The sequence below is a fragment of the Kluyvera fluvialis genome (genome assembly GCF_059725275.1).
Map to the genome: position 1 here is coordinate 2,958,571 of NZ_AP046142.1, position 14,855 is coordinate 2,973,425.

General features: G+C 52.1%; 9 protein-coding genes. 2 read left to right on the forward strand and 7 right to left on the reverse strand.

All coding sequences use genetic code 11. The features are described from left to right. Positions 1 to 52: 52 nt before the first annotated feature. On the reverse strand, positions 53 to 1,408 hold the full coding sequence (locus AC6I4B_RS14060) for an alpha-glucosidase/alpha-galactosidase (RefSeq protein WP_497765941.1): 1,356 nt from the start codon (positions 1,406 to 1,408) through the stop codon (positions 53 to 55). Between the two features lie 269 nt (positions 1,409 to 1,677). On the opposite strand from AC6I4B_RS14060, the gene melR reads away from it, so the two are divergent. Together melR and mfd are read left to right on the forward strand one after the other, a co-directional pair. Next, positions 1,678 to 2,604 (forward strand): transcriptional regulator MelR, encoded by a 927-nt coding sequence (gene melR / locus AC6I4B_RS14065; protein ID WP_497765943.1) that lies wholly within the window; start codon positions 1,678 to 1,680, stop codon positions 2,602 to 2,604. A gap of 113 nt (positions 2,605 to 2,717) precedes the next feature. Continuing rightward, positions 2,718 to 6,164, forward strand: a complete 3,447-nt coding sequence (gene mfd, locus AC6I4B_RS14070; protein WP_497765944.1) for a transcription-repair coupling factor — start codon at positions 2,718 to 2,720, stop codon at positions 6,162 to 6,164. A gap of 114 nt (positions 6,165 to 6,278) precedes the next feature. On the opposite strand, the gene AC6I4B_RS14075 is transcribed toward mfd, so the two are convergent. From AC6I4B_RS14075 to ptsG, 6 genes are all read right to left on the reverse strand, one after another. After that, positions 6,279 to 8,447: a T6SS phospholipase effector Tle1-like catalytic domain-containing protein gene (locus AC6I4B_RS14075; protein WP_497765946.1), complete on the reverse strand. Its 2,169-nt coding sequence runs from the start codon at positions 8,445 to 8,447 to the stop codon at positions 6,279 to 6,281. Then, the gene (gene tli1a, locus AC6I4B_RS14080; protein ID WP_497772172.1) at positions 8,432 to 8,941 is read right to left on the reverse strand and encodes a Tli1a family immunity protein; all 510 of its coding nucleotides are present in this window, start codon (positions 8,939 to 8,941) and stop codon (positions 8,432 to 8,434) included. Before tli1a (AC6I4B_RS14080) ends, AC6I4B_RS14075 begins: the two co-directional genes overlap by 16 nt. A gap of 14 nt (positions 8,942 to 8,955) precedes the next feature. Continuing rightward, on the reverse strand, positions 8,956 to 9,483 hold the full coding sequence (gene tli1a, locus AC6I4B_RS14085; protein ID WP_497765947.1) for a Tli1a family immunity protein: 528 nt from the start codon (positions 9,481 to 9,483) through the stop codon (positions 8,956 to 8,958). Between the two features lie 92 nt (positions 9,484 to 9,575). Then, positions 9,576 to 10,388, reverse strand: coding sequence for a toxin Tle1 chaperone Tla1 (tla1, locus tag AC6I4B_RS14090; RefSeq protein ID WP_497765949.1), 813 nt, complete (start codon positions 10,386 to 10,388; stop codon positions 9,576 to 9,578). Positions 10,389 to 10,399: 11 nt separating this feature from the next. Beyond that, positions 10,400 to 12,598 carry a type VI secretion system tip protein TssI/VgrG gene (gene tssI / locus AC6I4B_RS14095; protein WP_497765950.1) on the reverse strand — a complete coding sequence of 733 codons (2,199 nt, stop codon included), beginning with the start codon at positions 12,596 to 12,598 and terminating at the stop codon, positions 10,400 to 10,402. A gap of 786 nt (positions 12,599 to 13,384) precedes the next feature. Then, positions 13,385 to 14,818 carry a PTS glucose transporter subunit IIBC gene (gene ptsG / locus AC6I4B_RS14100; protein WP_497765952.1) on the reverse strand — a complete coding sequence of 478 codons (1,434 nt, stop codon included), beginning with the start codon at positions 14,816 to 14,818 and terminating at the stop codon, positions 13,385 to 13,387. Positions 14,819 to 14,855 lie beyond the last annotated feature (37 nt).

Below are 14,855 nucleotides of genomic sequence, written 5' to 3' on the forward strand. Positions count from 1 at the left end.
TTCTTGTCGTAGGGAGGTAAAACGCCGGACTTATCGCCCGGCGTCGTGGGTATTAACGGTGCAACCAGGCCGGTAGCCAGTCGCCGTGCGAGGCAATCAGGTCATCCACCAGCGCATAAATTTCCTCAATACCTAATACCGCCGCCGTGTGTGGATCCATCATCGCGGCGTGGTAAACACGGTCACGATTTTCCGTCAGGATGGCTTCGGTCAGCAGGGTTTGCACATTGATATTGGTCTGCATCATTGCAGCCAGATGTGCCGGGATCGCCCCCACTTTCGTCGGCTGAATACCGTTGGCATCCACCAGACAGGCAACCTCAACACAGCTCCCTTGTGGCAGGTTGTCAATCAGGCCATCGTTGCGTACGTTGCCATAAATCACGCTCGGCTCACCGGTCCAGATGGCGTTCATGATAGTGCTGGCGTACTCCTTCGAGGGGTTAATGTCGATTCGCTCGGCGGTTTTGTACTCTTCCAGCTCTTTATGCCAGTTCGCCAGTTGTTCAACGCAACGTTTCGGGTATTCATCCAGCGGGACTTTATAACGTTCAATCAGGTCTTCACGCCCTGGTTTGATAAACCACGGGGTGTATTCGGCAAAGTGCTCTGACGACTCCGTTACAAAATAGCCCAGCTTTTTGAACATCTCGTAGCGCACAATATTCTGGCAGCGCTGATTACCGTGAATATTAGGTTTTGGCGCCTGCCCAGCTTCATAAGCTGCCAGCAGTTCTGGGTACAGGTTCACATAGCCGCCGTCCGCCGTTTTGCGTTCCAGCTCCAGATAAAACGCCATATGGTTAATCCCGGCGCTGCGGTAGCGCAACGTCGCCGGATCAATATTCAGGTCACGCGCCAGCTCCTCCGCCGTCCCCTGCACCGAGTGGCACAGGCCAACCTGTTTGATATGCGGATAACGGGCATACATCGCCCAGGTATTCATCGCCATCGGGTTAACGTAGTTGAGCATCGTGGCATTCGGGCACACTTGCGTCATATCGTCACAAATCTGCCACAGGTGTGGGATGGTGCGCAGCGCACGCATAATGCCGCCAGGGCCAAGCGTATCGGCAATCGTCTGCTCCAGACCGTGACGTTTGCAGACCTCAAAATCGGTCACGGTGCAAGGTTCGTAGCCGCCAATCTGGAAGGCAACCACCACAAAGTCGGCGTCTTGCAGCGCGGCTTTACGGTCGGTATGGCAGGTTATTTGACCGAAAGCCCCGGCTGAATCCATCAGTTTACGGACAACAATATGTGACTCTGCAAGACGCGTTTCATCGATATCCATCAGCGCGATATGCGCCGACTTCAGCGCCTCACGGTGAAAGACATCACCCAAAATATTTTTGACGAAAATGGTAGAACCCGCGCCGATAAAGGTAATTTTTGGTGCTGTCATCATGACTCTCCAGAACAGTATTAAACCTTGTCATGGTGGCACGCGTGATAAGGGAAAACCTCCGGCTTCCTGGATGAGCACTCGCAAAAACTCAGATCGTATGCGAAAAGCGAGGAAATCTGAGGTTTTGGGACAAAATCAACAAAAAAGCAGAGCATCCGGCCTTTTCATGCGTCTACAATTAACCATATTTGTGGGTTTGCGCGCCCACTTGAACACTCTTGTTTCGGCAAAATAGAGATGATTCTGATAATTCAGGAAATGGAGCCACGATGAGTACAGAGCCAATCGACTTTCTGCCGCCCGATCCACATATGTGTAACGGCGACGAGAAGCAGACCCGCAGCCCGCTATCGCTCTATTCTGAATATCAACGGATGGATATTGAACTACGGCGACCGCACGTGATGCCCGCCAGCCACTGGCACGGCCAGGTGGAGGTGAATGTGCCGTTTGACGGCGACGTGGAATACCTGATCAACAATGAGGTGGTGCACATTGAACAAGGGCATATCACGCTGTTCTGGGCCTGTACACCGCATCAATTAACTCGTACAGGCCATTGTCAGCAGATGGCGATTTTCAGCCTGCCGATGCACCTTTTTCTCTCCTGGCCGCTGGATCGGGAACTGATTAACCATGTCACGCACGGCATGGTGATTAAATCGCTGGCGACCCAGCAGCTCAGCAGCTTTGAAGTGCTGCGTTGGCAACAGGAGATGAGTAGCCCAAACGAACAGATTCGCCAGTTAGCCATCGATGAAATCGGCCTGATGCTTAAACGCTTTAGCCTCTCCGGCTGGCAGCCCATTCTGCTCAACAAAACGTCGCGAACGCATAAAAACAGTGTCTCGCGCCACGCACAGTTTTACGTTAGCCAAATGCTGGGGTTTATTGCGGATAACTACGATCAGGCGCTGACTATTAACGACGTCGCCGAGCACGTTAAACTCAACGCGAACTACGCAATGGGCATTTTCCAGCGCGTAATGCAGCTCACCTTAAAGCAATACATTACGGCGATGCGTATCAACCATGTTCGCGCGCTGTTGAGCGATACCGATAAAACCATTCTTGATGTCGCCATGACTGCCGGATTCCGCTCCAGCAGCCGTTTTTACAGCACATTCAGCAAGCTAGTCGGTATGTCGCCACAGCAATATCGCAAACTGAGCCAGCAGCGTAAGCAACTACTGTGATGCCATATCATCATTTTCAGCGGTTGCACTCGCGCTGTCATCACGGATAATAAGAAAAGCAAATATATATCATTACCGTGCGAATACGGTTTTCTGGAGAACGTGCGCTGACTATGCCCGAACATGCTCGTTATGCCCTACCGACCAAACCCGGCGATCAGCGCCAGCTTGGCGAACTGACCGGCGCGGCCTGCGCAACGCTGGTGGCGGAAATATCTGAACGGCACGCAGGCCCGGTGGTGTTAATCGCCCCGGATATGCAAAATGCCCTGCGATTGCATGATGAAATCGGCCAGTTTACCGACAGCCTGGTCATGAGTCTTGCCGACTGGGAAACGCTGCCTTACGACAGTTTCTCGCCGCATCAGGACATTATCTCCTCACGCCTATCGACGCTGTATCAGTTGCCAACTATGCAGCGCGGCGTGTTGATTGTGCCCGTCAGCACCTTAATGCAGCGCGTTTGTCCGCACAGCTTCCTGCACGGCCACGCGCTGGTGATGAAAAAAGGCCAGCGTTTATCGCGCGATGCACTGCGAAGCCAACTCGACAGTGCCGGATATCGTCACGTTGACCAGGTAATGGAGCATGGCGAATACGCTACGCGTGGCGCGTTGCTTGACCTCTACCCAATGGGCAGCGAACAGCCTTACCGCCTGGATTTCTTCGACGACGAAATTGACAGCCTGCGTGTTTTTGACGTTGATAGCCAGCGTACGCTGGAAGAAGTCGAGGCCATCAACCTGCTGCCCGCGCATGAATTCCCCACCGATAAAACCGCTATCGAGCTGTTTCGCAGCCAGTGGCGCGATAACTTCGACGTCAAGCGCGATGCCGAGCATATCTATCAACAGGTAAGTAAAGGTACGCTACCTGCGGGGATCGAATACTGGCAGCCGCTGTTCTTCAGCGAGCCGCTACCGCCGCTGTTCAGCTATTTTCCGGCGAACACGCTGCTGGTGAATACCGGCGACATTGAGGCCAGCGCTAACCGTTTCCAGGCCGACGCCCAGGCGCGCTTTGAGAATCGCGGCGTTGACCCGATGCGCCCGCTGTTGCCTCCCGCACAATTGTGGTTGCGCAGCGACGAGTTGAACAGCGAGCTGAAAAAATGGCCGCGCATTCAGCTTAAAACGGAACATCTGCCGGAAAAAGCCGCCAACACCAACCTCGGTTTCCAGTCGCTGCCGGATTTGTCCGTCCAGGCGCAGAACAAATCGCCGTTAGATAACCTGCGTAAATTTGTCGAGTCGTTTAACGGGGCGGTGATTTTCTCGGTAGAAAGTGAAGGCCGCCGTGAAGCGCTGGGGGAACTGTTGGCGCGCATTAAACTGGCGCCTAAACGCATTCAGCGCCTGGATGAAGCGGCTGATAACCAGCGTTACCTGATGATCGGTTCTGCCGAGCACGGGTTTATCGATAGCCACAATAACCGCGCATTAATCTGCGAGAGCGACCTGCTGGGTGAGCGCGTAGCGCGCCGCCGCCAGGACTCGCGTCGCACCATTAACCCCGATACGTTAATTCGTAACCTGGCGGAGCTGCACACAGGTCAACCGGTGGTGCATCTGGAGCACGGCGTTGGTCGCTATGCGGGGATGACGACGCTTGAAGCGGGCGGCATTACCGCTGAATACCTGATGCTGACCTATGCCAACGATGCCAAACTGTACGTGCCGGTGTCGTCGCTACATCTCATCAGCCGCTATGCCGGGGGCGCTGAAGAGAGTGCGCCGCTGCATAAACTGGGCGGTGATGCATGGACGCGCGCGCGGCAAAAAGCCGCTGAAAAAGTGCGCGATGTCGCCGCCGAGCTGTTGGATATTTACGCCCAGCGCGCGGCAAAAAAAGGCTTCGCGTTTAAGCACGACCGCGAACAGTACCAACTGTTCTGCGACAGCTTCCCGTTTGAAACCACGCCAGATCAGGCGCAGGCCATCAATGCGGTACTCAGCGATATGTGCCAGCCGCTGGCAATGGACAGGCTGGTGTGCGGCGACGTTGGCTTTGGTAAAACCGAAGTGGCGATGCGTGCCGCTTTCCTGGCAGTGGAAAACCACAAACAGGTGGCGGTACTGGTGCCAACAACCCTGCTGGCACAGCAACATTATGACAACTTCCGCGACCGTTTCGCCAACTGGCCAGTGCGCATTGAGATGCTCTCTCGTTTTCGTAGCGCTAAAGAGCAAACGCAAATTTTGCAGGAAGCTGCCGAAGGCAAGATTGATATTCTGATTGGCACGCATAAGCTGCTGCAAAGCGACGTGAAACTGCGCGATCTGGGGCTGTTGATCGTCGATGAAGAGCACCGCTTTGGTGTGCGCCATAAAGAGCGTATTAAAGCCATGCGCGCCGATGTGGATATTTTAACCCTCACCGCCACGCCGATTCCGCGAACGTTGAATATGGCGATGAGCGGAATGCGCGACCTGTCGATTATCGCCACGCCACCGGCTCGCCGTCTGGCGGTGAAAACCTTCGTCCGTGAGTACGATAATCTGGTGGTACGCGAAGCGATTCTGCGTGAAACGCTGCGCGGCGGGCAAGTGTATTACCTGTTCAATGACGTGGAAAATATTCAGAAAGCGGCGGATAAACTGGCGGAACTGGTGCCAGAAGCGCGTATAGCCATCGGCCACGGCCAGATGCGTGAACGCGAGCTGGAACGGGTGATGAACGATTTTCACCATCAGCGCTTCAACGTACTGGTCTGCACCACCATTATTGAAACCGGGATCGACATTCCGACCGCCAATACCATCATTATTGAGCGAGCCGATCACTTCGGCCTGGCGCAGTTGCACCAGTTGCGTGGGCGCGTTGGGCGCTCGCATCATCAGGCCTACGCCTGGCTACTGACGCCGCACCCTAAGGCGATGACTACCGACGCGCAAAAGCGCCTGGAAGCTATCGCCTCACTGGAAGATTTAGGCGCGGGTTTTGCGCTAGCCACTCACGACCTGGAGATTCGCGGTGCGGGTGAACTGCTCGGTGAAGATCAGAGCGGGCAGATGGAAACCATCGGCTTCTCGCTGTATATGGAGCTACTGGAAAACGCCGTCGATGCGCTGAAAGAGGGCCGCGAGCCGTCGCTGGAAGATTTAACCAGCCAGCAAACCGAGGTCGAGCTACGAATGCCGTCGCTGCTGCCGGATGACTACATCCCGGACGTCAACACCCGTCTGTCGTTCTATAAACGCATCGCCAGCGCCAGAAGCGAAAGCGAGCTTGAGGAGATTAAAGTCGAGCTGATTGACCGCTTTGGCCTGTTGCCTGACCCTGCGCGTAACCTGCTGGATATCGCCCGTTTACGCCAACAGGCGCAGAAGCTGGGCATTCGCAAGCTTGAAGGCAACGAGAAAGGCGGCGTGATTGAATTTGCCGAGAAAAACCACGTTAACCCGACATGGCTGATTGGCCTGCTGCAAAAACAGCCGCAGCACTATCGCCTTGACGGCCCAACGCGGCTGAAGTTCTTCCAGGAACTCGGTGAGCGCAAAACGCGGATGGATTGGGTTCGTCAGTTTATGCGCCAGCTAGAAGAGAACGCCCTCGCCTGACGACGATGATAAGGGCGGCCCATCAGGGGCCGCCTTGCAGGTTGTTGAGTCGTGAGCATTGATAGTGACTGAACGAGCCTGCGACACCACGCAACTAAGTTCATAACAGGTTTCTTACCAGGTATTGGCGCTTAGCGTCTGCGTCCTCCCGGTCACCAGATCCTGAACCATATGGACTTCACCTTTGTAAGCGGTTTTCGGTTCGACGAGATATACAACCCGGTTGGATGTAGGCTGTGCGCCAACAACTTTGCCGTCTACTGAGATCAGTTGCAGCTTTTTATTGGCCTTATTGCCGCAGTAGATCATGCGATAGCGGAAATAACCTCCCCAGGGTTCACGCCCACCAAGAGCACTTTGCATGAACCAGGCACGGGAATCGTGAACCTGCTCGTCATAGAGAGCCAGTAATTCAGCATGAGGTTGTGTGTGAGTGCCCGTTCCCAGTTCATCTATAAACAACTGCGAATATAAACGGTCGCCATCTGACTTAATTTTCTGATATTCGGCATATTCGTCATCACCATTAATCAGGAATACCGCATATTTGGGAATAACATCCAGAACAACTTGTTTAGTTTTCTCCAGATAACTGCCGTTAATATCGCGTCCCCATTCTTTATAATCGCTCTGAAATTCACGGGCCGCTTCTCGCAACTGATACTGAGCATTAGTCGGATCAAGGTCAGGGATCCCCTGATGACTCTCATCCAGTGTATTACGATCTTTCAGTATTTTTTCCCGGTTTGTTTTGATAATTTTCATTTTTTCATCATGCGCCTCGGCCTCTTTTTCGAGCCCGACCTCATCCAGTTGAGGGGCATTTTTATAGAAATATTGCGCGGTAAGACTGCCATTAGCATAGCGACCAATACGCCAGGCGGTGATCCAGCCTATCTGCTCAATAACCGCACTCTCAAGTGTCTGGGAAAGTTGATAAGGGTGATAGCCTTCCTCGGTATCACCCATCTCCTCAGATCCTTGTAGGGTCGTGTTCAGAAGCGTTTGCCGCCAGATATTGAAATATTTTATCACCGCTGGAGCGATGGAAAATTCGGCAATTGATGAATCAGACATAGCCCTTGGTGGTGAAATATCCTTTAATAAACTGGTTAGAAGTAAAGGATGTATTGATAATGGAGCGCCCATTTCAAACGCAGCAAGATACATATCATGCAAAACTATCTGCGAGAGAATTTCACCCGCACTTCCACAGGATTTACCCTGATCGCGAACGGGATATCCGCCGCCAACATCTGAGTGCATCCCAGGATAAGTCACTTCCTGAGCATCAGAAGGATAACTGCCATCTGGCCGACGGATAGAATCCAGCGGAAAGCACAACCGTTGTTCATGCGCTGCGACGAAGTGACGGCAGCATTTAATTAGGCCGGGAAACTGACTCTCATCGGGTAGTCGTTGTGTGCTATCAGCCCATCCCATATGACCGGCAGCCCCCGGCAGAATGTGGGCAGCCCCAACCGAGGCAACAGTATCCAACAGTCCCAAAAACTCAATACTGACGGGTAGCCCGGCAAGCATCAACGGTTGTCCTTTACTTTGCGCCTTCGGGTCAGGTAACTGTGTTAGCCAGTTAACAAACGTTCGCGCTTCTGCAGCCCCACGGGAAAACCCATAGATAAACAGCTTTACCTTCAGCAGGAGCGGTCTGGCCTGATTAAGCTGTTCCTGCAATGTTTCCAGGTAGGGGTTAATAGTATTACGACGATTAACCTCACCAGTAATCGGCCAGTGAGCGCGCATATCAAGAATTAGCTCTTTCGCAACATCATCATCCAGTCGCTTATGGGTGGGGTTAATAACATAACTTAGGGCATCAACAAGCCGTAATAATCCCCAATTGATCCTGTCTTCACCACCGGTGGCAAATGCCAGCCCATCATTGCTGTAATCCATTTCACCGATCTTCGGAAATGGAGTACCTACACCTGGCATATAGTAGTTGAAGTATCCCTCGTTTTCCGCATCCAGATAGGTTGCATGAAAAAGCTTGGCAATATTTGTTGGATGTGAAGGAGTATCATTATACTCATTATTCCCTGTACCATCAAAAAACAAACTAATATGCAAGCTCTGGCTACAGGTAAAACCCAGCCTGACTCCAGCCTGTTTGCTAATCCTGGCCTTGTACTCTTCTGCTTCTCTGATCTGTTTTTTGTAATTCGCGTTTACCTGTGTTTCAGATAATATTAACCGCCCCCCTTCAGGAAACGCTGGTGGAGCAAAACACGGAAAAGCCAGGCCACTTATTTCACTGGGCATGATGCTGGTTCCTCCATATTACGGGGTTCTTTGATGGGATAATCTGGCGTCCCATAGCCCTCGCAGACGGTTGTTACTTTAATTTGATTACACGGTAGAAAATGAACGGTAAGGCCGCAACGCTCACGACCGTATTCGGGGATATCGACAATTGTCATATGTTTAATGAAACTCGCTTTTAGACTTTTCTCCCACGCCAAATATTTATCCCAATCCTCATAACCTGGTGGCAGAGGAACTATTTTGGGATTAACCTCCCACTCAATCCTGGCTTTTAGTCCGGGATACCACTTGTCCGGCAACATAACGCAGCAATATCCACCACCTAAACCTGGAACGTGGTAGCCATTTACAGAGAACCAATTAATCTCGATACCTTTCACATGATTTTTTGCCCGAAGATCACCTGCGGTATAATCGTCATAATTTGCCGACGAACACCCTGAAATCAAAACAAAAATTAATATTATGTAGCATTTAAAAAAAGTACTCATATTCGAACCACTCCCTATTTCACTGGACATGATGCTGGTTCCTCCATATTACGAGGTTCTTTGATGGGATAATCTGGCGTCCCATAGCCCTGACAAACTGTTGTCACTTTTATTTGATTACACGGCAGAAAATGAACGGTAAGGCCACAACGCTCACGACCGTATTCGGGGATATCGACGATTGCTGTATGCTTTTGATAATTTGCAGCATGCTTAGCATAAGCATATTCATCATAACCAAATCCTTTTTTCTTCATTGGAATAGACTCATAGGGGTTGGGATCAATCTCCCACTCAATCTTGGCTTTTAGTCCGGGATACCACTTGTCCGGCAGCATAACGCAGCAATAACCCCCACCATCACCAAATGGACTAATGTTTGGTCCACCATATCCGTTGACTTTCACATAATTCACCGGAAAAGAGGTATGGTTTATTCCTCCAATATCACCTGCCGTGTAATTACCGCCGTTTTTGGCTACTGAACACCCTGACATCACAAATAAAATCATTATCAGGAAGCCCTGAAAAACTGCTTTCATATTCGAACCACTCCTTATTTCACTGGACATGATGCAGGTTCTTCCATATTACGAGGTTCTTTGATGGGATAATCTGGCGTCCCATAGCCTTCTCAGCCAATCGTGGCTTTAATTTTATGTTTCTGAATATCACTATTACGCAATCCCTTAAAATCCCGCAGCGCCCCGAAATACCCCGCATCATTAGCCCTGATAGCAATATCAAGGCAACGCGCAAAATAGCTTTCCTGGCTGATTTCACTGACCGTTTTCTCCTTCATCAAGGTTTCTGCATCGCTGATGCAACCCAGTAACCCCACTTGCGCATCATCTATTCGGCTCATCTCTGGTTCGTCTACAAGTCTGCGTTCTGGTGAGAAACTCCCCGCTTTCCAGGCAACACCTCCATCCCGGTCTCGCCAACTCCAGAACAACGCGATATCCGTAAATGCCGCCCACTGCTCACAGGTGAGAACATGTGTGAACAGCGAAGAAAAAACCCGGTTATCGTAGTAACGTAACAGCCCGGTCTGCTCCTCCCACTGAACCTGTGACAACACCTGAAGATGGCGGCTCAACAGGTCAAAAGCGAGGGGGGATATCAGCAGGGTGAGGCGCGGCGAACTGGCAAAATCCGCCACCAGTTGCCCCAGCCATATACGATGGCTGCTGAGTGCAAAATGCAGGCGCATCACTATCGGGGAATACTCCATCGTTCCCGCCTCAGGTGTCTCTTCGAACAGGGCAAACCAGCGGGGAGCTGGCGACAGTTGGCGCATCGCGTTCTGTAAAGGCTGGTCGGTTCCGGCCTGGTCTACCAGTACGTCGATATAATCCAGCCCGGCAGAAGAACAGAGCGATTCAGCCTGTTTCAACCAGAGGGTATGTTTGCTGGTCTCCGTTGTCTGTGGTAGTACTGCTGTCATTGTTTTCTCCCTTATCCACGCGGTGCAAAAGCGGCAGCAGTTTCCTGAGCTTTTTTCAGGCACTCCTTACACACTGATTTGGCTGGATCTTCCCCGTCTTCGTTATTACTCTGCTCAGAGGTTGTATCGTTCTCATCCCCCAGCGCTTTCAGCACCGTCGGTTGCAGCACCCTCACCGGCGTCCCCGGGCTCCCTCCGCCATTCAGATTGATCACTGGCCCCATAATGTCCACGCCACCCGCGTGTATCACCATGAACGATCTGCCTACTTTCAGGCTTATCCGGCTGCGGCTCTCCAGAACAATATCGTCGCTAACAAGAATCCCCAGCGCACCGCTCACTTTTTCCGCCCGATCACCCTTCACCTCCGGGCTGCATTTGCCTTCCACCAGGCTGATATGGTTCCCGGTGGTTCTGTGCTCCTGCTTTCCCTCCACCGTTATCCGGCGGTCGTTCGCCACATACAGACTGTCGTTATGGCTGATATTCACGGTCCTGTCCCGCTTTACCTTCAGCGTCTGATCATTGCCCACCGTGAGACTTCGATCATGCGCCACCGTCACGCGCTGATCGTGCCCGCCGGCATTCTCTTTCCCGACCCGCACCGTCTGCCCCAGACCGACGGTAATATTCTGGTTGTTGCCGATAGTTTCCGAATGATCCACTTTCACATTCGTGGTGCGGTTGTTCAGTACCTCCGTATCCATATTTTTCTGCGCATGGATATACACCTGTTCTTTCCCGGTCGCGTCGTCGAATTTCAGCTCGTTAAACCCGCTGCCTTTATAGGTTTTTGAGCGTATCGTCATCTGCGTTTTTGTGGCCGGCAGCCTTCCCGGCGGGCGGTTATCCTGATGGTAAGTTCTGCCCATGATGATCGGCTGATCCGGATCGCCATTCAGGAAATCCACGATCACTTCCTGCCCCACGCGTGGAATGGCGAGATGGCCAAAACCCGCGCCCGCCCACGCCTGTGATACCCGCACCCAGCACGAGCTGTCTTCATTCCCCGGGCTGTAGCGATCCCAGTGAAAACGTACCCTCACCCGACCGTACGCGTCGCAGAAGATTTCCTCGCCCGCCGGGCCGGTGACAATGGCACTCTGCGGGCCATCCACCTGCGGTTTTTGCAGCGCGGCGGGCCGCCAGGTGCGGTCTGCCGGAATGACTTCAAACTGATTATTGAGGGTGGTTCCCCGGCCCTGGCTGCCGTGCAGCGCCTGCGGCTGCTCACCCGTCAGGCAACTGCTCACCACCTGCCACTCCCGGTTCAGCGACGCCGACGGATGTTCCGTCAGATGAAACCGCACGCCCGGCGACAGCGTCGGGGAGTTGCTGCTGCCTCCGGCCATTTCAGCATCGCAGCGCAGGCTGTCTGTCCGGTAACGGACAAATGCCTGCCCGTGCTGCTCATCCTTGAACCGCCCCGGATAATCAAAAATTTCATACTGGGTCAGTTGCCCGTTCAGAAACCGTCCGGTACGGTTGTAATACGCCGCCCAGCGCGGAGATTTGAAGGTATAGTCCTGGATTTCCACCGACGACGGGCGTATCTGTGCCTGGTAGCGGAAGGTGCTGATACATTCCGTGGGTGTATCGGTTGAAACGTTCGGGTTAAACGGCACTTCCGGCCATGACGCCACGCCGGACACCTCGTCGCTCAGCACCAGTTTTTGCTCCGCCCCGTCTTTCGCGCATCCGTCGTAGAAGAAAATGCCCTCTTCCGCCCACAGCCGCGCCAGAAAAGTCAGGTCGGTTTCGCCATACTGAACACAAAATTCCCGCGCCGGATGCGGCTCGTAAAACACCGGCGTCCAGGCCGTGACGCCGTTTTCCGCCAGCAGCGTGGCGGTGATGGTCTGAATATCCTGCTGCTGAAAGATACGGAAGTTCTGCCGCAGGCCGCAGCGCCAGAGCGGCGGCGAGATCGCCAGCCGGTATTTTGTCTGCCAGTGATTGTTCTCCCCCCGCACCATGCGGGTGATGATGCCGGTGACGCATCGCAGGGCGACCGACCCCTGCCAGAGAGTCAGCACGGCGCGTTTTTCCAGAAAATCCGTGGCCTCCAGCTCGGGAAGGGAGCTGGCAATATCGACATTCAGGCGGAAGGGAGCCGAGTAGCGCTGCTCGAGGGAAAAACTCACCACCGCAGTGGCCGTCTCCGGCAGCCCGTCCACTGCCAGCGTAAATCGCAGTCCTTTTAATGACATATTTACCTCATGGATATATCAGCCCACATTTACCGAACTGCTACCGATAACCACGCCATTCTGCCCATAAACTGATGGGGCGGAATATCATTATCAGTGTCAATATATAGAAATTTGATTTATTCTGATTTCAAAATAACATTGGCGGCTATAATCATTAATTCCATCATACATAAGAATATATATTAGGTTATCTTCCCCGCTCTAATATTAAAGACATAGCAGCTATCGTACTGATATCAATAGTAAATCATTTTTTATTGGGCATTGTGATGCATTGCTCAAATATTATAAAAATTATGTTATATAAGTTTTTCTAAGGAAATAATTTTTGCAACCATCATGAATTCAATATAGTTTATCTACCATTGATATATTTCAAAAATAAATTCATATGTGCAATATAAATAGTTACACCAATTAGTCGATTATTTGGAGGGAACTCAGTCCGGATAATGTTATCTTGCTCGATAGCCAAATATCTTAAATCACCACTCAAACTGATCGATAAACCGGAGAGATGCAGTTTCACAAAGGTATCGCGGTATCAGGAACGCCTATTGAGTTCCGCCAGTATATGGATCTTTTTGTTGGCAGAGTTATTAGCTGTAGTCTATCGGCGAGCACTGATAAGCGGCGCTCTGCGAATGGCATATGAGAAACTTGGTCTCACAGGTTCAATAGAGAACGAGGAAGCCAGTATACATGAGGTAGGGAGTCATCAGGGCTGTAAAAAAGGCAGCCATTCGGCTGCCTTAGTCTCCCCAATCTACTACATCGAATAACTTAGTTATTGCGAATATAGTCATCCATCTCGGTTTTCAGGTTATCGGATTTAGTCCCGAAAATAGCCTGAACACCGGAACCTGCAACGACAACACCCGCAGCGCCCAGTTTTTTCAGGCCAGCCTGATCCACTTTGGCAACGTCGGCTACGCTAACGCGCAGACGGGTGATGCACGCATCGAGGTTAGTGATGTTTTCTTTACCGCCGAAGGCAGCCACCAGCGCAGGAGCCATTTCACTGGTCGCGCCCGCTTTAGAATCTTCAGTCGTATCTTCACGGCCCGGCGTTTTCAGATCCAGTGCTTTAATCAGCACGCGGAAAACAACGTAGTAGACGATCGCATAGCAGATACCGACAATCGGGAACAGCCACAGTTTGCTGCTGTTACCAGACAGAACGATAAAGTCGATCAGACCGTGAGAGAAGGACGTACCGTCACGCATACCCAACAGAATACAGATTGGGAATGCCAGACCTGCCAGAATCGCGTGGATAATGTACAGGATCGGCGCAACGAACATGAACGAGAACTCGATTGGCTCGGTGATACCGGTCAGGAACGAGGTCAGCGCTGCGGAGATCATGATACCGCCCACTTTCGCGCGGTTTTCTGGTTTAGCAGAATGCCAGATAGCGATAGCTGCAGCCGGCAGACCGTACATTTTGAACAGGAAGCCGCCAGACAGTTTGCCCGCAGTTGGGTCGCCTGCCATGTAACGTGGGATGTCGCCGTGGAAAACCTGGCCTGCGGCGTTGGTGTATTCACCAATCTGCATCTGGAATGGAACGTTCCAGATGTGGTGCAGACCGAACGGCACCAGGCAGCGCTCGATGAAGCCGTAGATACCAAACGCCACAACTGGGTTCTGGTACGCAGCCCACTGAGAGAAGGTCTGGATAGCAGTACCAATCGGTGGCCAAATGAAGGACAGCACGATACCCATGAAGATAGCGGTCAGGCCGGAGATGATCGGTACAAAACGTTTACCGGCAAAGAAGCCCAGATATTCTGGCAGCTTGATGCGGTAGAAACGGTTGAACATATAAGCTGCAATCGCACCTGCGATGATACCGCCCAGAACACCGGTATCGGCCAGGTGTTTTGCGGCAATTTCTTCAGCCGGTAAATGCAGAACCAGCGGCGCAACCACGGCCATGGTTTTCACCATGATGCCATAGGCAACAACCGAAGCCAGTGCGGATACACCGTCGTTATTGGTGAAACCTAAAGCGACACCGATAGCGAAGATAAGCGGCATGTTAGCAAAAACAGAACCACCTGCTTCGGCCATAACATGAGAGACGACGGCTGGCAGCCAGCTGAAGTTAGCGGAACCGACGCCCAGCAGGATACCTGCGATAGGCAGCACGGAAACCGGCAGCATCAGCGATTTACCGACCTTTTGCAGGTTAGCAAATGCATTCTTAAACATAATTAGGAGTGCTCCTGAGTATTTGTACTTTATCTAC